The organism is Sphingomonas ginkgonis (genome assembly GCF_003970925.1).
GTDB classification, from domain to species: Bacteria; Pseudomonadota; Alphaproteobacteria; order Sphingomonadales; family Sphingomonadaceae; genus Sphingomicrobium; species Sphingomicrobium ginkgonis.
Genome location: NZ_RWJF01000001.1, coordinates 1,058,153 through 1,076,140, shown reverse-complemented (window position 1 = coordinate 1,076,140; position 17,988 = coordinate 1,058,153). Strand labels below are relative to the sequence as shown.

Sequence of the window (17,988 nt, the reverse complement as noted above, 5' to 3'; positions counted from 1 at the left end):
CCGGGCGGCGTCCGCCCCCTAAGGTCAGATCAGGCCGGCGAGCGGGCTCGACGGGTCGGCGTAGCGGCGCTTGGGCATCCGCCCGGCGCGATAGGCGAGTCGCCCCGCCTCGACCGCCGCCTTCATCGCGCGGGCCATCAGCACCGGGTTCTTCGCCTCGGCGATCGCGGTGTTCATCAGCACCCCGTCGCAGCCCAGCTCCATCGCCGCCGCCGCGTCGCTCGCGGTGCCGACACCGGCGTCGACCAGCACCGGCACCTTGGCCTGCTCGACGATCAGGCGGATCGTCACCGGGTTCTGCACGCCCAGCCCCGAACCGATCGGAGCGCCCAGCGGCATCACCGCCACCGCGCCCGCATCCTCGCAACGCTTGGCCATGATCGGGTCGTCGGTCGAATAGACCATCACCTCGAACCCTTCCTTCGCCAGCAGCTCGCAGGCTCGGATCGTCTCGATCATGTCGGGGTAGAGCGTCTTCGCCTCCGCCAGCACCTCGAGCTTGACCAGGGTCCAGCCCCCCGCCTCGCGCGCCAGCCGGAGCGTCCGGATCGCCTCCTCCGCCGTGAAGCAACCGGCGGTGTTGGGCAGGTACACGACCTTGTTCGGGTCGATGTGGTCGGTCAGCATCGGCGCGCTCGGGTCCGACACGTTGACCCGCCGCACAGCGACCGTGACGATCTCCGCGCCCGAGGCGGCAACCGCGGCGGCATTCTCCTCGAGGCTCTTGTACTTGCCGGTGCCGACGATCAGCCGCGAGGTGAAGTGGCGGCCGGCAACGCTCCAGCCGTCGGCGTCGATTGTTTGGGGGGCGTTCACTCAGCCTCCTCCTACGAAAGTGACGATCTCATAGTCGTCGCCGTCCTCGACCTCGACATCGGCGAGGGTCGAGCGCGGGACGACCTCCAGGTTGCGCTCGACCGCCACCTTGGCCGGGTCGAGCCCGAGCTCCTGCACCAGTCCGGCGATGCTGGTCCCCGGGGCGACCCGGCGGTGCTCGCCGTTGACAGTGACGGCGTGGGTTGAATCGAGGCTCATTGACGGAAGGCCTTAGTCTCATGCAGCAAGCGTCCGCAATGACCGCGACCGTCTTCGTCCTCAACGGGCCCAACCTCAACCTCCTCGGCACCCGCGAGCCGGAGGTCTACGGCCGCGACACGCTCGACGACATCGGCGCCTCGCTCCACGACCAGGCGGGCGGGCTCGGGCTCGCCATCGACATGCGCCAGTCGAACCACGAGGGTCACCTCATCGACTGGCTGCACGAGGCGCAGCGCGACGGCGCCAGGGCGGTGATCCTCAACGCCGGCGGCCTGACTCATAGCAGCGTCGCGCTGCGCGACGCGGTCGCGGCCATCACCCTGCCCGTCATCGAGGTGCACCTCAGCAATCCCCACGCCCGCGAGTCCTTTCGCCACCGGAGCCTGATTGCGCCCGTGTGCCGCGGAACGATCCAGGGGTTCGGCGCGCTGTCCTATCGGCTGGCACTGGACGCGGCGGCCCGGCTCTGACAGAGCGCCCGCTTTCCTTTTTCCACGCATTCAGGGGTTTCGATGGCTGATCAGGCCGAACAGGGTGGTTTCAACGAGCGGATGCGGATCGACGGCTCGCTGGTGCGCGAGCTTGCCGAGCTGCTCGCGGCGAACGAGCTCAGCGAGATCGAGGTCGAGGACGGCTCGCGCAAGATCCGCGTCCGCCGCGAGATCCACGTCGCCGCCGCGCCGCTGACCTACGCCGCCGCGCCCGCGCCGGCCGCGGCCCCGATGCCCGCCGCTGCGCCGGGGGCGCCGGCCGCTCCGGCTGCGTCCGCCGAACCCGCGCTTCCCTCGGGCGAGCAGGTCAAGTCGCCAATGGTCGGCACCGCCTATCTCTCCGCCAGCCCGGGCGCCGCGCCGTTCGTCAGCGCCGGCGCGACCGTCAAGCAGGGGGAGACGCTGCTGATCGTCGAGGCAATGAAGGTGATGAACCCGATCACCGCGCCGCGCGCCGGCACCGTCAAGCAGGTCCTGGTGTCCGACGGCCAGCCGGTCGAGTTCGACCAGGCCCTCGTCGTTATCGAGTAGGCGTTCCCCTCCATGCCCATCACCAAGCTGCTCATCGCGAACCGCGGCGAGATCGCGCTCCGCATCCACCGGGCCTGCCACGAGCTGGGCATCCGGACGGTGGCGGTCCACTCGACCGCCGACAGCGACGCGATGCACGTGCGGCTGGCCGACGAGGCGGTGTGCATCGGCCCGCCGGCGGCGACCAATTCCTACCTCAACATGCCCAACATCATCTCGGCCGCCGAGATCACCCACGCCGACGCGATCCATCCCGGCTACGGCTTCCTCTCCGAGAACGCCCAGTTCGCCGAGATCGTCGAGAGCCACGGGATCGTCTGGGTCGGCCCGAAGCCCGAGCATATCCGGGTGATGGGCGACAAGGTCGAGGCGAAGCGCACCGCCGCCAAGCTCGGCCTGCCGCTGGTCCCCGGCTCGCCCGGCCCGATCGAGAGCGTCGCCGAGGCGAAGGAGATCGCCGCGGAGATCGGCTATCCGGTGCTGATCAAGGCCGCCTCGGGCGGCGGCGGGCGCGGCATGAAGGTGGTGCCCGACGAAGACCAGCTCGAGAGCCTGATGATGCAGGCGGCGTCGGAAGCCAAGGCGGCGTTCGGCGACGACACCGTCTACATGGAGAAATATCTCGGCGATCCGCGCCACATCGAGTTCCAGGTGTTCGGCGACGGCGACGGCAAGGCGATCCACCTCGGCGAGCGCGACTGCTCGATCCAGCGCCGCCACCAGAAGGTGATCGAGGAAGCCCCCTCGCCCGTCATCAGCGTCGAGCAGCGCAACCAGATGGGCGGGGTGGTCGCCAAGGCGATGGCCGAGATGGGCTATCGGGGCGCGGGGACGATCGAGTTCCTCTACGAGGACGGCGAGTTCTACTTCATCGAGATGAACACCCGGCTCCAGGTCGAGCATCCGGTGACCGAGATGATCACCGGGATCGATCTCGTCCGCGAGCAGATCCGGGTCGCCAGTGGTGACGGCCTGTCCTGCACCCAGGACCAGGTTCGCATCCACGGGCACGCGATCGAGTGCCGGATCAACGCCGAGGATCCCGAGACCTTCGCGCCCTCGCCCGGCACGGTGAAGAATTATGTCGCGCCCGGCGGCATGCACGTCCGGGTCGATAGCGGGCTCTACACCGGCTACCGCGTGCCGCCCTACTACGACAGCATGATCGGCAAGCTGATCGTCTACGGGCTCGACCGCGAGGAGGCGATCATGCGCCTCAAGCGCGCGCTCGAGGAGTTCGTGGTCGAGGGAATGAAGACCACCATTCCCCTTCACCAGCGGATCGCGAAGGACCCGGCGTTCCTTGCCGGCGATTACACGATCAAGTGGCTGGAGCGCTGGCTCGAGGAGCAGCGGGCCTAGCAGGGGTTGTTGCGGGGCCGATAGGTCTCGATTAGCAAGTCATCTGGATGGAAGAAGCGAGTCGCGTGGCTGGGAAGCCTGCGCGGCCGGGCGCGTACTTGTTCGGGGCTTCCGCGCGGGAATGGACCCACGGATTTCTGCTGCTGGCCACCTACGCGGCCGCGGCATGGTTCGGTTTGCGCTGGGCGATGGTCAGCGGTGCGGCTTCGCCCGTCTGGCCGGCGGCCGGGATCGGGCTGGCGGCGCTGCTCGTGTGGGGCAAGCGGCTGTGGCCGGCCATCTCGCTCGGAACGCTGATCGCCTATCAGCTGAACGATAATCCGAACCCCTTGTGGACGCAGCTGATCGCCGGCCTCGGCAACGGCCTGGCGACCGTGGTGGCGGCCAGTGTCCACGACTGGGTCGCCGGCGAGAAGCCGAAGTTTCCCGGCGTTCGCGAGACGGCCGGGCTGCTCCTCGCGTCCGCCGCGCTGACGCTCTGCTCGACCAGCGCCGGGGTCGGCGCCCTGCAGCTGGCGGGCGCGATCCAGCCCGGGATGCTGGCGCAGGTCGCCGCCGGTTGGCTGTTCGGCGACTGGGCGGGAGCGATGATCGTCGGGGCGCTGCTGCTGTCGTGGCGCGACGGGTCGGTCATGCGAGCGCCGCTCGGCGAACGGCTGCAGCTTCCCTTGGCAATCGCGCTGACCGCGTTCGTCGTCACGTTCGTCTTCACGCTTCCGTCCGGCCCGCGGGCATGGCTCGTCTACCCGCCGCTCGTCTGGGCGGCGCTGGCGACGCGGGTGCGCGGGGCAAGCCTCAGCCTGACGCTTCTGACCGCCATCTCGATCTACGGAACGCACCGCGGCCTCGGGCCTTTTGGATCGGTGCCGCCGGACGTCCGGGCGGGACTGGGGCTTCTCCAGCAATATCTGGTGATCACCGCCGCGACCATTCTCCTGCTCGCCGCGATCGCCGACGAGCGGCGGTGGGAAAGCAAGCTGCGGCGGACCGCCGAGCAGCTGGTCGAGCGCGACGGGCAGCTGGCACTGGCGATCGAACATGTGCCGGCGGGTATCGCCATGTACGACCGCGACATGCGCTACATCGCCGCATCGGAACGCCATCGGGCCGACTGCGGCCTGGCCGGAAGCCCGGTCGGCCGACTTCATTCCGACCTCTTCCCCGACTTCCCCGAGGAGCTCCGCGCCATCCACCGCAAGGTGCTCGACGAGGGTGCCGAGTATCGCGAAGAGGAAAGCGAGATCGCGCTTCCGGACGGGCGGACCCGGCGGCTGCGGTGGGGCGCTCGGCCGTGGCGCTGTGCCGACGGTAAGATCGGCGGGCTGGTGCTGTTCAGCGAGGACGTCACCGAGCGCCACGCCGCCGAGCAGCGCGAGCGGCTGCTGACGACCGAGGTCGACCATCGCGCCAAGAACCTGCTGGCGGTCGTCCAGTCGGTCGTCCAGCTCACCCGCGCCGAGACGATGGCCGAGTTCAAGGCGAGCGTCGAAGGGCGCATCCAGGCGCTGGCACGAACCCACAGCCTGCTCGCCGACTCGCGCTGGGACGGGGTCGAGCTGACCCGGCTGATCGAGGACGAGCTCGCCCCCTACGCGCTCGATACGCGGGTCAGCATGGACGGGCCGCCGCTGCGGCTGCTCCCGCCGGCGGCGCAGAGCCTCGGGCTCATCCTCCACGAGCTGGTCACCAACGCGGTCAAGTACGGCGTGCTCGGCGTGCTCGGCGGGCGGGTGGCGATCCGCTGGGGGGTCGGCGAGCGCTGGGGCGGGAGCGACCAGCGCTTCATCCTCCTGTGGATCGAGAGCGGCGGGCGCCCGACGCAGGAGCCGGAGCACCGCGGGTTCGGCTCCACCCTGATCCAGGCCAGCGTTCGCAACCAGCTGCACGGCGCGGTCGCCTACGAGTGGGGCGATCAGGGGGTGGAGATCAAGCTCGACATTCCCTGCGACGCGCTGCTCCGCCGGGCGCCGGCCGAGGACGATGTGGCCTCGCCCGGCGACGCGCCCGATCCGGCCGCCTTCCGCAAGCCGTCGTCGTGCCGGGTGCTGGTGCTCGAGGACGAGCCGCTGATCGCGCTGCAGCTGGAGGACTCGCTGATCGAGGGCGGCTGCGAGGTGGTCGGGGTGGCGAGCACGGTCGAGCAGGCGCTCGAGATGATCGAGCAACGCCGCCCCACCGCGGCGGTTCTCGATATCAATTTGGGCGATGTGACCAGTTTTACGGTTGCGGACCGCCTAACCGCCCTCGCCCTCCCCTTCATCTTCTGCACGGGATACGCCGGGGCTGCGGCGGTGCCGGATCGGTTCGCGGCGGTTCCGGTCATCCGCAAGCCGTTCAACCCGCGGACGATCACCGCCTGGTTCATCGAGCCGAGCGAGGAGCGCGCGAAAGTCGGGCCGCGGCATTCGGTCTGAGGGTGGCGACCGGCCGCCTCTGAGGGCAGTGAGACGGCCGGCCGCGGGCGGCGCGAGTATCCGGGAGTGATCCCGAGCCGCTCACTGACAGTTACGGGCGGCACGCTCCGGCGGATGCGTCCTCTTCAGATTTCCTGGAGCCGACCAGACGCGACAACCGGACCGGTCGGCAGGCCGGTCGTCGAACCGCCCACCGGTTCCCTGGACAGCGCGATCGTCGCGCCGGATTTCAGATAATCGAGCATCGGCGACGGCATCGCCATTCGGTCCATCCGGCCCGCGCGCACAAGGCCGAGCGACAACGGCTTGGCCCCGGTCGAGGCGGGGATTAACCAGAGCTGATGGTCGCGCCCGGCAACCGCCCTGATCGTGGCGGCATCGACCAGCAGCGCGCTTGTTCCCGGAACGATCGACACCGAGACGACGCCCGGCCCCTTGGTCATCGGGAGCGATGCCATCATCGTCGAACGGCTGATCGGGGCCGGCCCGACCGGCGTCGGTCGCGGCGCCGGTGGAGGCGTCCGCCCCATGGGGATGACCAGGACAAGCGCGAGGCTCGCGGCGATGGCGCTGGCGAGACCGGTCGCACCCTTCCAGCGGCGGATCCGCCGCTGGAGGTCGATCAGCTCGGCACCGGCGCCCGGCACCTGCGAGCGGTCGATGGCCTCGACCACCCTGGCCCACAGCGACTCGGGGGGAAGCCGATCCGCCACCTCGTCGAGCAACGGGGCCAGCCGGTTGCGCCATTCGGACAGCTGGTCGCCAAACACTGCGTCGGTCGCTTCCAGCCGACGGGCCTCGAGCAGCTCTTCCCCCTCGAGAAGGCCGACGGCGTGCTCGGCGGCGAGAAGTTCGAGCTCGGTCATGCTTCGAGGCACGCGCGAAGCTGCTGCAGGCCGCGCCGGATCCAGCTCTTCATGGTTCCGAGTGGAACTTCGGCCCGCCCGGCCAGCTGCGAGTAGGTCAGGCCGTCGAAGAAGGCTGTCCGGATCGACACCCGGCTATGCTCCTCGAGCGTGTCGAGGCAGCGGTGCAGCCGAGTCTCTTCCTCGGTCTGCGCGGCTACGGCAAAGGCGCTCGGCCGGTCGTCGCCGACATTTGCCGCCGCCTCGATCGGGGCCGTGTCTCGGCTGCGGCGCGCGGAGCGCAGCCGGTCGATGGCGCGGTTCCGTGCGAAGCTCGCCAGCCAGCTGATGGGGCTTGCCCGATCGGGATCGAAGCTTCCCGCACGCCGCCACAGACTGACGTAGACTTCCTGCAACGCGTCCTCCGCCTCCTCGGCATCTCCCAAGATACGGAAGCAGATGCCGAACAGCTTCGCGCTGGTCATCTCGTAAACGGTCTGGAGCGCCTGTCGGTCGCCATCGGCCATGCAGCGCAGGGCTTCCACCAGCCTTGCGCGTTGGGCCGCACCATCCAGAACCGCTGCATCCGACACGATTTCGCCCTGCCATGACCCGCTGCCCGCAACAATGAGCGGCCCGGGCGATTGTTGCAGTGAGGAAAGGTTGGCCGAACTTGGTAAATCGAGATTCAACAGGATCGCGGGATCTGGTGTACTTGGCCGGCGACCCGGAACTCGGCTCCGGTGCGACCACCACCGGCGACTTCCTGTTCGAGCATGCGCCGGTAGCGATGGCCGAAGCGGATGTCCGCTCGCGCCGGCTGGTGCGGGTAAACGCGGCGTTCCAGCGGCTCCTCGGCTATGATGAGGGCGAGCTGCAGGCCAAGGTGATCGTCGATTTCGTTCATCCGGACGACCGCTCGACGACCGAGGCCCAGCTCAGCGACCTGATGGCCGGACGAAGCACCGGCTTCGAGGCGGAGAAAACCTATGTGCGGAAGGACGGTTCGCCCGTTCCCGTCTGCGTCAGGGCCGCGCTCATCAAGGGCCATCAAGGCGTTCGGGCGGTCGCCGTCGTCAACGATCTCAGCGAGCAGCGGCGTGCCGAGCACGAGCTCAGCGCCAGGGAGCAGGAGCTGGCCGAGACCGCCCGCCGCTTCGACCGCCTCAACGATGTACAGCGCAGGACTCGGGAAGAAGCCGAGCGCAGTGCCGAGGTCGCCGCAGCGGCGCAGACCCTCGCGAGAACGTCCATCTACGTCTACGACCCCGAGAGCGACACGATCTCGGAGAACAGCCACCTTGCCGAGGTGACCGGCTACGGCACGATGCACCGGCTCGGCGACTGGCTCTCGATCGTGCATCCGGACGACTGCGGGGGGGTCAGGGATGCGGTCACTGCCGCGCTCGACCATGAGGCCCGCTTCGAGAAGCGCTACCGCATCCGCCACGCCGACGGGCGGGTCGTCTGGATCAATGATGTCGCGACGATCTTGCGCGACGATCGCGGGTCGGCGTGTCGCTGGGTGGGAGCCATCACCGACGTCAGCGAGCATCAGCAGGCCGAGGAGCAGCTGCAGTCCCGCAACGCGGATTTCGAGACGCTCGCCGATCACATGCCGGCGCTCTGCTGGATGGCCTATGGTGACGGCGCCATCTACTGGTACAACCGCCGCTGGTACGAATATACCGGCACCGACTTCGCTGCTATGCAGGGATGGGGCTGGCGTCAGGTCCACCACCCCGACACGCTCGGCGAGGTCGAACGCCGCTGGACCGAGTCGCTAAGGACCGGCCGCGAGTTCGAGATGACCTTCCCCCTGCTCGGCTGGGACGGCATCTACCGGCCCTTCCTGACCAGGATCGTGCCCGTCCGAAACCAGGCCGGCGAGATCGTCCGCTGGTTCGGGACGAACACCGACGTCGATGCCCTCAAGCGGACCGAGGACGAACTGCGGCTTCGCACCGCCGAACTCGAGACGCTGCTCACCAGCGCGCCGATCAGCCTCGCCTACTTCGATCGCTCGCACCGGTTCATTCGGGTCAATCGCGAGCTCGCCGAGATAAACGGCCGTCCCGTCGCTGCGCATCTTGGCCGGACCCTGCACGAACTGGCGCCGCACAACGCCGCGACGCTGGGTTCGGCGATCGACAAGGTTTTCGACACGGGCATGCCGATGCGCGAGTTCGAGATCGCGAACGATCCCGCAAGCCAGGCCGGTGCGCAGCGGCACTGGATGGTCGGCCTGTTCCCGGTCAAGACCGGCCACCAGGTCACGGCCGCGGGCCTCTGGATGATCGAGATCAGCGATCGCAAGGCCGCGGAAGATCGCGAGAAGCTGCTCGCGCGCGAGGTCGACCACCGCGCCAAGAACCTGCTCGCGGTGATCCAGTCGATCGTGCAGCTTTCCCGCGACGTCGAGCCGGACAGCTTTCGCCAGTCGGTGATCGGGCGGATCCAGGCCCTTTCGCGCGCGCACAGCCTGCTGGCGGACGCTCGCTGGGACGGAGTGGAACTGTCGCAGCTCGCCACCGAGGAGCTCGCGCCCTATGTCAGCATCGGCGACAAGCGGCTCCACGTGGGCGGTCCGCCCATCCTGCTGCGCCCGGCCGCCGCGCAGGGACTTGGGCTCGTGCTCCACGAGCTGGCGACCAACGCCGCGAAATATGGCGCGCTTAAGCAGGCCACGGGATCGCTCGACATCCACTGGAACGTCAGCGGCAGCGACGGAGCCGAGCAGATCGACATCCAGTGGGCGGAACACGGCGCCCGCGACGTCGTCCGTCCGCAGAAGCAGGGCTTCGGGTCGACGATGATCCGCGCGACGGTGGAGCGGCAGCTGCGCGGGCATCTTAGCTATGACTGGCGGTCGGACGGCGCCGTGGTCACCATGAGCGTTCCCGCGGAGCATCTGCGAACCGAGCGGGTGGACGGCTGACTTCTTCGAGCCCCTGGATTGACCTAGAGCCGAGGCATGAAGGTGACCATCTCTCACCATTCCGGCTGTGGACCGACACAGATCCGGTCCGCGGCCGTGGAGGCGTGAACAGACCTCTCCTGCCGCCGACGATCGCTGGTCGTCAGCCATGAGCGCGCTCGATCCCAAGCTGCTCCTCCACGGCTATGCCGCCGGCATTTTCCCGATGGCGGAAAGCCGCACCTCGAGCGAGCTGTTCTGGGTAGAGCCCAAGGAGCGAGCGGTCCTTCCGCTCGATCGCTTCCATCTCTCCCGCTCGCTGCGCAAGCTGGTCCGGTCGGGGCGCTTTACCGTGACGAGCGACCGAGCCTTCCCGACGGTCCTGGCAGGTTGCGCAGACCGCGAGGAGACGTGGATCAACACCGACATCGAGCGGGCCGTGATCGCCCTCCATGCGGCGGGACATGCTCACTCGGTGGAAGTCTGGGACGCGGCAGGAGCGCTCGTTGGCGGCCTGTATGGAGTCAAGCTGCGCCACGCCTTCTTCGGCGAGTCGATGTTCAGCCGGGTCCGCGACGCCTCCAAGGTGGCAATCGCCTGGCTGGTGGCTCGGCTGCGGATCGGCGGCTTCACCCTGCTCGACTGCCAGTTCATGACCGAGCACCTCGCCTCGCTCGGCGCGGTGTCGCTCAGCCGCGACGATTACGCCCGGTTGCTGACCGCGGCGGTGGAAGGTTCGGGAGAACCGGAGTCGTTGGCGGAGTTCACGGCGCTGGACCGGTTACTCGAGGCATCGGGAGCGGCGGACTCGCCCGGCGCGGCGGGGAAAGTCATCGCGCAGCTCTTGGGCCAGACATCGTAGAGCGGGTGCTCGACGACGTTGAGCGACGGGCTCTCCTTATAGAGCCAGCCCGAGAAGACCCGGCGCCACCCCTTGTCGGGTTGCTGGACGTCGAGCTGGACGAAGGCGCCGGTCAGCCGCTCCTCTTCCCACGGGGCCGTCGTCTCGCAGGCCCGAAGACGAACGATCGCGTCCTTGACCCGGATCGCCTGCCCCGGCTTCAGCGTAATATCGCGCTCGATTCCGTTGCGCTTGTTCAGCAGCCCGAGCACGGCTACCCGTTCCGCCATCGGGGTCACCGTCGCGGCTGGAGCGACAACCGGGGGCGCGGTCTTCACCGTCACTGTTGAGCGCTTCTGGGGCTGGGCAGGCGGCTGCGACCGGTTGCAACCGGCGAGCGCCAGGAGCGACAGCGAAACAGACGTAAGGACGCGGTTCACGTCAGTCCGGGATCCAGGCCTGGTAATCCCCGGTCGTCGCCGGACGCTGCTCGCCGCGCGACAGCGAACCGCTGGGCCGCCAAGCCTCGTCGGTGCCGGTGCGGTTGGGCTCCGGCGGGATCTGGAACGGGCGGCGCGGCGGCAGCGCCTTCTCCGGCAGCTCGTCGATGGTGCCCCGGAGCCAGGCATACCAGGCAGGCGGGGTCCGGCTCGCGTCGGTGCTGCCGTTGTAGACGACCCATCGCCGTGCCGGGTTCTTCTTGTGCTGGTAGTAGACGTTCCCGGCCTCGTCGCGGCCGACCTCGCTGCCGTGCCGCTGCGTGAACAGCGCCGTGCCGAAGGTCATGCCGGTCCACCAGGTCGGCTTGAAGAAGTTGCCAAGCAATCCCATGCGGTCGCCTCTGCCCGGTCGAGGAGCTTATGGCAAGGCGGCTGCGGCGGCTAGCCGGGCCACTTCACCGTGTCGCCCGGCTTGATGCCGAGCTGGGCCGCGGTGCCCCCGTTCAGCTCCAGGACCGCGCCGATCGGCGTGCTGCCGGGCCCCACCGGATCCAGCGACAGCGGTGCGGCGGTTCGGATGTCGGCGATGGTGCCGTCACCCTTGATGAACAGCATGTCCAGCGGGATGAGCGTGTTCTTCATCCAGAAATTGACTTGTTGCGGCGGCGAATAGGGGAAGATCATGCCGTGGTCCGCGGCCATGGTCTGGCGGTTCATCAGCCCATATTCCTGCTGCTGCGCCGTCCGGGCGATCTCGACGGTGAAGCGATGCTCTCCGTTGGCGCTGCGGATCACCAGCGGCGCCTGCTCCAGGCCGGCTGGCGACAGGCCGAGCGCCGGCTGGTTAGACGAGTGACAGGCGGTCATGGCAAATCCGAGCGGCAGAAGCACCGCGGCAAGGGTCAGGCGGGCAGTCGCAGTTCCACGGCGGTGAGACCCTTGCGCCCCTCCGCGATGCGCGCCTCGAAACGCTGTCCCGGCTCCAGGTCCGCCAGCCCCGCCTGCCGCACCGTCTCCATGTGCAGGAAGATATCCTGTGCCAGCGCGCTCGGCCGATTGAGGAAGCCGTAACCCTTGACGCGGTTGAACCATTTGACCTCCACCAGCTCGAACGGGCCCGCATCCTCGGCCAGCGCCTGGCGATCGGACCGGTCGGCCGATCGGGCGGGCGCCGCCGGGCGGACGGGCACGGCTTCGGAGAGATCAATGGCGAGCACGCGGCCTGCCTGCAAGCCACGATCGGAAGTCACGACCGTGCAGCTGATGATTGCGCCTTCCGGAACACTGCGGCGGCCGTGATCCTTGAGCACGCTGTAGTGGACCAGCACGTCCCCGTCGCAGTCCTCGCTGACGAGGAAGCCGAACCCGCGAGTCGTATCGAACCACTTCACCCGGCCGCGAATGGCCTCTCCCACGTCGGGAAGGGAAGCCGCTTTCACGCCCTCGGCGGAGCGTTCCTCGTCCATGGACACCATCGGTTGCACAGCGCACCTCTTACCACGGTCCGTCCACGCAACAAAGCTCGCATTTCTGCGGTATTTTGCCTTAACTATGGCAACAAACGGGGTTCGTTGCCGGAGTTACTTAATTCTAGCACAGCCTTGGCAACGGCGAAACTATGTCCGGCCCTCATCATCGCGGCGAGCGCCTTGTCGCGGAGTTTCGGGTCATGCTGGGGCTGCGCGGCGAACGGCCCCAGTCGCCGCTTTCGCGCAAAGCGGAGCGCCGCTTCGAACGCCTGATCCTGAGCGAGGGTGCGGGCGTCGGTTCGGTCCTCGTCCGCCACGCCGGCCGCCGCGAGCACCTGCGAAACCCGCCGTTCACCGTACCCGCGCGCCAGCAGGGAGCGCGACCGCGCCTCGGCGAACGCCCGGTCGTCGACCAGCCCCAGTTCAACCATTCGCGCGGTCAGGCGGTCGAGATCGGGCTCCTCCGCCCCGTCCCACCCGCGCTCCCTGAGCTTGCGGCCGAGATAGGAGCGAAGCTTGGCGGCGGTGGTCGCGAACCGGGCAACATAGGCCATCGCCAGTTCCCGCAGCGCCGTTTCGTCGAGCGGACGCGCCGCGCGTTCCCCTCTTGCTTTTCTCATCGCGCCCTTTTTGTGCCACAGTCGGACAGGATGAGCCACATCTGGCGCCTGGCGCCGTTTTTTCAGATCAATGGTTCAGGACAATATGGTGCTCGACGGCCACAAGCAGACAGCAGCCGAGCTGACGCCCCCGGGCGCCACCCCCACCGTCGACCGCCAGCCGCGTCGTATCGCCGATTTCGCGACCATCGGCGCCGCGCTCGACTATGCGGCCGAAGGCTGCCGCGGGCTCAACTTCCACGATCCGCGCGGCTCGCTGGTCCGGGCCTATCCCTATGCCGAACTGCGCGCCGACGCGCTCGACCATGCCCGCCGCTTCATCTCGCTCGGCCTAGCGAAGGGCGACCGCCTGGCCCTGGTGGCGGAGACCGGGGCGGAGTTTGCGGCCTGCTTCTTCGGCGCCATCTACGCCGGCCTGTGGCCAGTGCCGCTGCCCCTGCCGACCAGCTTCGGCGGCCGCGAAGCCTATGTCGAACAGCTCAAGGTGATGCTCGGCAGCAGCGACCCCGCGCTCTTCATCTACCCGCCGGAGCTCGCCGACTATGCCCGCGACGCCGCGGACCAGCGCGGGATCGCACACCGGGACTGGACGAGCCTGTCGGCCATCGAGCCGTCGCCGGCCGAGCTGCCGTCGGCCGAGACGGACGAAATCGCCTATCTCCAGTATTCGAGCGGTTCGACCCGCTTCCCGCACGGCGTCGCGATCACCCATCGCGCGCTGCTGGACAATCTTCATGCCCATGGCGTCGGCCTTCAGGTCCAGCCCAACGACCGCTGCATCAGCTGGCTTCCCTGGTACCATGACATGGGGCTGGTCGGCTGCTTCCTGTCGCCGATGAGCCTGCAGATCTCGGTCGATTACATGAAGACCGAGGATTTCGCCCGGCGACCGCTCGCCTGGCTCGACCTCATCACCCGCAACCCGGGCAGCTCGATCAGCTATTCGCCGACGTTCGGCTACGACATCTGCGCGCGCCGGATGAGTTCGCAGACGCGGGCGCGGGAGCGGTTCGACCTCTCCCGCTGGCGGGTCGCGGGCAATGGCGCGGACATGATCCGCCCCGATGTCATGCAGTCGTTCGTCGATGCATTCGCGGACGCTGGCTTTAAGGCGGGCGCCTTCTGCCCGAGCTATGGGCTGGCCGAGGCCACGCTCGCCGTGTCGCTGATGCCGCCCGGCGAGGGAATCCGGCTCGAGCTGGTCGAGGAAGCGGCGCTGTCGGGGGGCGACCCGTCCCAGAAGGAACGCCCGACCCGCTACCGGGCAATCGTCAACTGCGGCCGGCCGGTCACCGGCATGGAGATCGAGATCCGCGACGAGCAGGGGGTTGCCCTGCCGGACCGCGGCATCGGCAAGGTCTGGGTTCGCGGCACCAGCGTCATGGTCGGCTATTTCCGCGATCCCGAGGCGACCGCCGCCTGCCTGCAGGACAACTGGCTCGACACCGGCGACATGGGCTACATGTCGGGTGGCTATATCTTCATCGTCGGTCGCGCCAAGGACATGATCATCATCAACGGGCGCAATCACTGGCCGCAGGACATCGAGTGGGCAGTCGAGCAGCTGCCCGGCTTCAAGTCCGGCGACATCGCCGCCTTCGCGATCACCGGTCCGAGCGGCGAGGAAACCCCCGCGGTGCTCGTCCACTGCCGCGTGTCCGACCCGGAGGAGCGCGGCAAGCTGCGCGATGACATCCGCGAGCGGGTCCGCGCCATCACCGGCATCTCGCCGGTCGTCGAGCTGATCCCGCCGCGCACCCTGCCCCGCACCAGCTCGGGCAAGCTGTCGCGGACCAAGGCGCGCAATCTCTACCTCAGCGGCGAGATCGTGCCCTTCGACATTGCTGCCTGAGCCGGACGCCGGCGGACGCGCCTTGCGCTCCGGCGGCGGGAAAGCTAGGCGGACCTCTGCCTGGAGGGGTATAGCTCAGTTGGTAGAGCATCGGTCTCCAAAACCGAGGGTCGTGGGTTCGAGTCCCTCTGCCCCTGCCAGGCCGGACCGCTTGAAGCGGCGTCCGGGCTTCGCTAAATAGCCCTCGTCCGAGGTCCGGCGGAGCCATCCGCGGACCTCGTTTTTCTATCTCCAGCAAGCCGAGCGAGCAGCAGATCGTGGCCGACAAGATTTCCCCAGGCGAGTTCATCCGGCAGGTCCGCCTGGAAACCAGCAAGGTCGTCTGGCCGTCGCGCCGGGAGACCTTCGCCAGCACCATCATGGTGCTGATCATGGCCGCGATCCTCGCCATCTTCTTCTTCACGGTCGACGGGGCGTTCAACGCGATCGTCAAGTTCCTGCTCGCCCGTCTTTCCGGCTGATCTTACAAGGACGAATTCATCCCATGTCGCGCTGGTACATCATCCACGCCTACTCTGGCTTCGAGAACAAGGTGCGGGAGCAGATCCTCTCCGACGCGCAGCGGCTGGGGCTCGAGAACATGGTCGAGTCGGTCGAAGTGCCGACCGAGAAGGTGACCGAGATCCGCCGCGGCAAGAAGGTCACCAGCGACCGCAAGTTCTTCCCGGGCTACGTACTCGCCAAGCTGGCGATGAGCGACCAGGTCTATCACCTCGTCAAGAACACGCCCAAGGTCACCGGCTTCCTCGGTCCCAACGGCAAGCCGCAGCCGATCAGCGAGGCCGAGGCCGCGCGCATCCTCAACACCAAGGAGGAAGCCGCCGCCGCCGCGCCGAAGCAGAAGGTCAAGGTCGATTACGAGATCGGCGACGCAGTGAAGGTGCTCGACGGTCCGTTCGCCAGCTTCAACGGCGTGGTCGAGGAACTCGACTTCGACCGCAGCCGGGTGAAGGTCAGCGTCTCGATCTTCGGGCGCGCGACACCGGTCGAGCTCGAATTCGAGCAGGTCGAACGGGCGAAGTAAATCATTGCCAGATCGGCGCGGCCAGCGCCATCTTGGCGCTTCAATGGTCAGGTCGAGCTGCGTAATTGCCCGGCTTTCCGCCACGCGTGACGCGGGGCTGGCAGGGGGCTCGGCTTGGACACGGACGACGATTCGCGACTGACCGGCGACTTTGAGGAGGCTTTTCGCGCGAAGAGCCGCCGGCGTCACCGGCGGGCGCGTCGCTCGAACCTCCTCCGTGCGCTGGCGCTGGCGCTGGCGCTGATCGGCGCCATCGCCGCCGGCCTCTGGTGGGCTCAGCTTGCGCTCGAGTAAGCGGCGCCACGACCAAGTGGCCAACCGATTCCCAAACTGTAGCTCAATCTGTTCAGCATCGCCGCAGCGACCGGCCAGCGCATCCGCGCAGCCTCGTCATCGCGCGGCGAAGGTGGAAGAAAATGGAGCGGCGTTGGTCGGCCGCAATGCTCCGGAGGATCAGCCAAGCCGGCTCAAGACGATTGAGAAAGTTGTTTCTCGGTCGGCGCGTTGGATGCGCTCACGGACGGGCATCAAGCTTCGGGCAGCGTAAGCCCATCTCTGCCTTGAGATACCGCCGGACGAGGTGGATATCTTCCTGCCTACCTCTCAGAAGAAGGTCGAGAGCGCTGCCGCCGTTGAACAGCGGTGCCTTGTTGGGCTTTTGCGGCCAGGCGTTGGCGCGGGAGGCTTGGTGCAACAAAGTATGCAAGGCTTTGTAGATGGCCATGAGGTGGGATATCTGAATCATCTGCTCGGAACCCATGGGCGACGGGTTGGCATGCCACTTCGACAGGCTTTGTTCGACCGGCAGCCCCAAGATCGTTCGCTGCTGCGCTTCGGCCAAACCCCACGCGTCAGAGATGGTCGCAAAGATCTTCTTGGCGGTCCGGCTAACTTTTCTTTCTTCTGTGTAGGTCACAGTTTCCTCGTATGCGAAAGCCCGGAAAGTGCTCGCAACCGGCCATACCCTGCCAGCACTCTTATCTTCACGGCGGGGGAATGTTCTGCAACCGACTGGACGTGGAGTAAGCATGACTGACTTCAAGGTAGGCTAACTTGGAAGGTCTGAGGTTGTAACGACTTCAACGACGCAATCGTCCCGGCACAGACTACTCCGCCGCTTAGTCTCGGCAATACTAATTTGAAGTGTTGTTCGTAGCTGCAAGGCGCGCATTTACGGTGGTCAACACAGGTATGCCAGATAGCCAAGCCTCGACTACGATCATCCTATCGGGCATCGTACTAGGTGACCAGTTCGAGAACCCTGAACATGCTCCTGCCGACGCGACAATTGGTAGCTGAATGAAGCGATCAATCGACTATCCACTAGAGAGCAGGCCGATCATTGGCTTCGCAGATGATTATCCGGCAGGGTTCGTCGATCCGCTCCATCTACATCACCGCTCACAGCTGTCCTACGCCGCAAACGGCACCATCGCTGTTCGAACGGAAAGCGCCAGCTTTATTCTGCCGCCGCAACGAGCAATCTGGATCCCTGCCGGCACGATGCACGAGCTACACTGCCGCGCGTCGGTGTCGACCTATACGCTGTACATCGATCCCGAGTTCGACCGCGGTCTCCGGCGCTGCCGCGTGTTCGAAGTCAGCGATCTGGTCCGCGCCCTGATCTTCGAGGTCGGCGGTTTCCCAGCCGACTATGACCTTGCTGGCCGTGAAGGTCGGATCGCGCGCCTCCTCCTCGACGAGGTCGAGCACATGCCGAGCACCCCTAGTGAAATTTTCATGCCAAGTGACCGCCGGCTGCTACGGGTCTGCCACGCCTTGATCGACGATCCTGCCGACCAGCGTGATCTCGATGATTGGGCGGCGATCGCCGGCATGGGGCGGCGCACCTTCACCCGCCTCTTCCGCGAGCAGACCGGCGCCGGTTTCGGGGTCTGGCGGCAGCAGGTACGGCTGATGGCCGCGCTGTCGCTGCTGGCGCAGGGCGAGGCGATCGCCAACGCCGCCTTCGACGTCGGCTACGAGAGCGCGAGCGCCTTCACCGCCATGTTCCACCGCACCTTCGGAATGCCGCCCAGCGCCTATCTCCAGCAGGCCCATCTCAAGCCCCGGCCGATGCAGCGGGCGAGGGGTCCGGCCTGATTGAGGCACCCTTGGGTCCGCTCGCGACGAGCAAGCGCGGC

General features: G+C 67.5%; 18 protein-coding genes, 1 tRNA gene and 2 pseudogenes. 12 read left to right on the top strand and 9 right to left on the bottom strand.

The features are described 5' to 3' along the window. Positions 1 to 24 precede the first annotated feature (24 nt). Positions 25 to 1,035 (bottom strand): annotated as a pseudogene (gene thiS, locus HMF7854_RS05170) (sulfur carrier protein ThiS). Positions 1,036 to 1,073: 38 nt separating this feature from the next. On the opposite strand from thiS, the gene aroQ reads away from it, so the two are divergent. The 4 genes from aroQ (at position 1,074) to HMF7854_RS05150 (ending at position 5,836) form a co-directional block, all read left to right on the top strand. Beyond that, positions 1,074 to 1,508, top strand: coding sequence for a type II 3-dehydroquinate dehydratase (gene aroQ / locus HMF7854_RS05165; RefSeq protein ID WP_126718112.1), 435 nt, complete (start codon positions 1,074 to 1,076; stop codon positions 1,506 to 1,508). A 42-nt stretch (positions 1,509 to 1,550) separates the two neighbouring features. Then, a complete protein-coding gene (gene accB, locus HMF7854_RS05160) occupies positions 1,551 to 2,060 on the top strand; it encodes an acetyl-CoA carboxylase biotin carboxyl carrier protein (RefSeq protein ID WP_126718111.1) in 510 nt (169 codons plus the stop codon). Positions 2,061 to 2,072: 12 nt separating this feature from the next. Next, entirely contained in the window at positions 2,073 to 3,422 is a 1,350-nt protein-coding gene (accC, locus tag HMF7854_RS05155; protein WP_126718110.1) for an acetyl-CoA carboxylase biotin carboxylase subunit, read from the top strand. A 98-nt stretch (positions 3,423 to 3,520) separates the two neighbouring features. Continuing rightward, positions 3,521 to 5,836 carry an MASE1 domain-containing protein gene (locus tag HMF7854_RS05150; RefSeq protein ID WP_185829161.1) on the top strand — a complete coding sequence of 772 codons (2,316 nt, stop codon included), beginning with the start codon at positions 3,521 to 3,523 and terminating at the stop codon, positions 5,834 to 5,836. A gap of 125 nt (positions 5,837 to 5,961) precedes the next feature. Here HMF7854_RS05150 and HMF7854_RS05145 read toward each other — a convergent pair whose 3' ends face one another. Both HMF7854_RS05145 and HMF7854_RS05140 read right to left on the bottom strand, forming a co-directional pair. Continuing rightward, a complete protein-coding gene (locus HMF7854_RS05145; protein WP_126718108.1) occupies positions 5,962 to 6,702 on the bottom strand; it encodes an anti-sigma factor in 741 nt (246 codons plus the stop codon). After that, positions 6,699 to 7,208 carry a sigma-70 family RNA polymerase sigma factor gene (locus tag HMF7854_RS05140; protein WP_126718107.1) on the bottom strand — a complete coding sequence of 170 codons (510 nt, stop codon included), beginning with the start codon at positions 7,206 to 7,208 and terminating at the stop codon, positions 6,699 to 6,701. The genes HMF7854_RS05145 and HMF7854_RS05140 overlap by 4 nt, the downstream gene beginning before the upstream one ends. A 182-nt stretch (positions 7,209 to 7,390) precedes the next feature. Between HMF7854_RS05140 and HMF7854_RS05135 the strand changes: the two genes are divergently transcribed. Together HMF7854_RS05135 and aat are read left to right on the top strand one after the other, a co-directional pair. Continuing rightward, entirely contained in the window at positions 7,391 to 9,619 is a 2,229-nt protein-coding gene (locus tag HMF7854_RS05135) for a PAS domain S-box protein (RefSeq protein WP_126718106.1), read from the top strand. Between the two features lie 148 nt (positions 9,620 to 9,767). Next, positions 9,768 to 10,460 (top strand): leucyl/phenylalanyl-tRNA--protein transferase, encoded by a 693-nt coding sequence (gene aat / locus HMF7854_RS05130; RefSeq protein WP_126718105.1) that lies wholly within the window; start codon positions 9,768 to 9,770, stop codon positions 10,458 to 10,460. Positions 10,461 to 10,495: 35 nt separating this feature from the next. On the opposite strand, the pseudogene HMF7854_RS05125 reads toward aat, so the two are convergent. From HMF7854_RS05125 to HMF7854_RS05105, 5 genes and pseudogenes are all read right to left on the bottom strand, one after another. Next, positions 10,496 to 10,729: pseudogene (locus tag HMF7854_RS05125) on the bottom strand (DUF2155 domain-containing protein); the annotation flags it as partial. Positions 10,730 to 10,880: 151 nt separating this feature from the next. Next, the gene (locus HMF7854_RS05120; protein WP_126718104.1) at positions 10,881 to 11,270 is read right to left on the bottom strand and encodes an NADH:ubiquinone oxidoreductase subunit NDUFA12; all 390 of its coding nucleotides are present in this window, start codon (positions 11,268 to 11,270) and stop codon (positions 10,881 to 10,883) included. Between the two features lie 50 nt (positions 11,271 to 11,320). Next, a complete protein-coding gene (locus HMF7854_RS05115) occupies positions 11,321 to 11,746 on the bottom strand; it encodes a DUF192 domain-containing protein (protein WP_126718103.1) in 426 nt (141 codons plus the stop codon). Positions 11,747 to 11,781: 35 nt separating this feature from the next. Then, positions 11,782 to 12,345, bottom strand: coding sequence for a cold-shock protein (locus HMF7854_RS05110; RefSeq protein ID WP_239016846.1), 564 nt, complete (start codon positions 12,343 to 12,345; stop codon positions 11,782 to 11,784). A gap of 83 nt (positions 12,346 to 12,428) precedes the next feature. Next, the gene (locus HMF7854_RS05105) at positions 12,429 to 12,968 is read right to left on the bottom strand and encodes a regulatory protein RecX (protein WP_126718102.1); all 540 of its coding nucleotides are present in this window, start codon (positions 12,966 to 12,968) and stop codon (positions 12,429 to 12,431) included. 85 nt (positions 12,969 to 13,053) lie between these two features. On the opposite strand from HMF7854_RS05105, the gene HMF7854_RS05100 reads away from it, so the two are divergent. The 5 genes from HMF7854_RS05100 to HMF7854_RS05080 all read left to right on the top strand — a co-directional run bounded on the left by HMF7854_RS05100 (position 13,054) and on the right by HMF7854_RS05080 (position 16,138). Next, on the top strand, positions 13,054 to 14,820 hold the full coding sequence (locus HMF7854_RS05100) for a fatty acyl-AMP ligase (protein ID WP_126720078.1): 1,767 nt from the start codon (positions 13,054 to 13,056) through the stop codon (positions 14,818 to 14,820). 64 nt (positions 14,821 to 14,884) lie between these two features. Then, a tRNA-Trp gene (locus HMF7854_RS05095) sits at positions 14,885 to 14,960 on the top strand. Positions 14,961 to 15,077: 117 nt separating this feature from the next. Continuing rightward, positions 15,078 to 15,281 carry a preprotein translocase subunit SecE gene (gene secE / locus HMF7854_RS05090; protein ID WP_126718101.1) on the top strand — a complete coding sequence of 68 codons (204 nt, stop codon included), beginning with the start codon at positions 15,078 to 15,080 and terminating at the stop codon, positions 15,279 to 15,281. A 23-nt stretch (positions 15,282 to 15,304) separates the two neighbouring features. After that, positions 15,305 to 15,844 carry a transcription termination/antitermination protein NusG gene (nusG, locus tag HMF7854_RS05085; RefSeq protein ID WP_126718100.1) on the top strand — a complete coding sequence of 180 codons (540 nt, stop codon included), beginning with the start codon at positions 15,305 to 15,307 and terminating at the stop codon, positions 15,842 to 15,844. Positions 15,845 to 15,958: 114 nt separating this feature from the next. After that, positions 15,959 to 16,138: a hypothetical protein gene (locus HMF7854_RS05080; RefSeq protein ID WP_126718099.1), complete on the top strand. Its 180-nt coding sequence runs from the start codon at positions 15,959 to 15,961 to the stop codon at positions 16,136 to 16,138. A gap of 220 nt (positions 16,139 to 16,358) precedes the next feature. Here HMF7854_RS05080 and HMF7854_RS05075 read toward each other — a convergent pair whose 3' ends face one another. Then, the gene (locus tag HMF7854_RS05075; RefSeq protein ID WP_126718098.1) at positions 16,359 to 16,760 is read right to left on the bottom strand and encodes a DUF2384 domain-containing protein; all 402 of its coding nucleotides are present in this window, start codon (positions 16,758 to 16,760) and stop codon (positions 16,359 to 16,361) included. Between the two features lie 383 nt (positions 16,761 to 17,143). On the opposite strand from HMF7854_RS05075, the gene HMF7854_RS05070 reads away from it, so the two are divergent. Further along, entirely contained in the window at positions 17,144 to 17,947 is an 804-nt protein-coding gene (locus tag HMF7854_RS05070) for an AraC family transcriptional regulator (RefSeq protein WP_126718097.1), read from the top strand. Positions 17,948 to 17,988 lie beyond the last annotated feature (41 nt).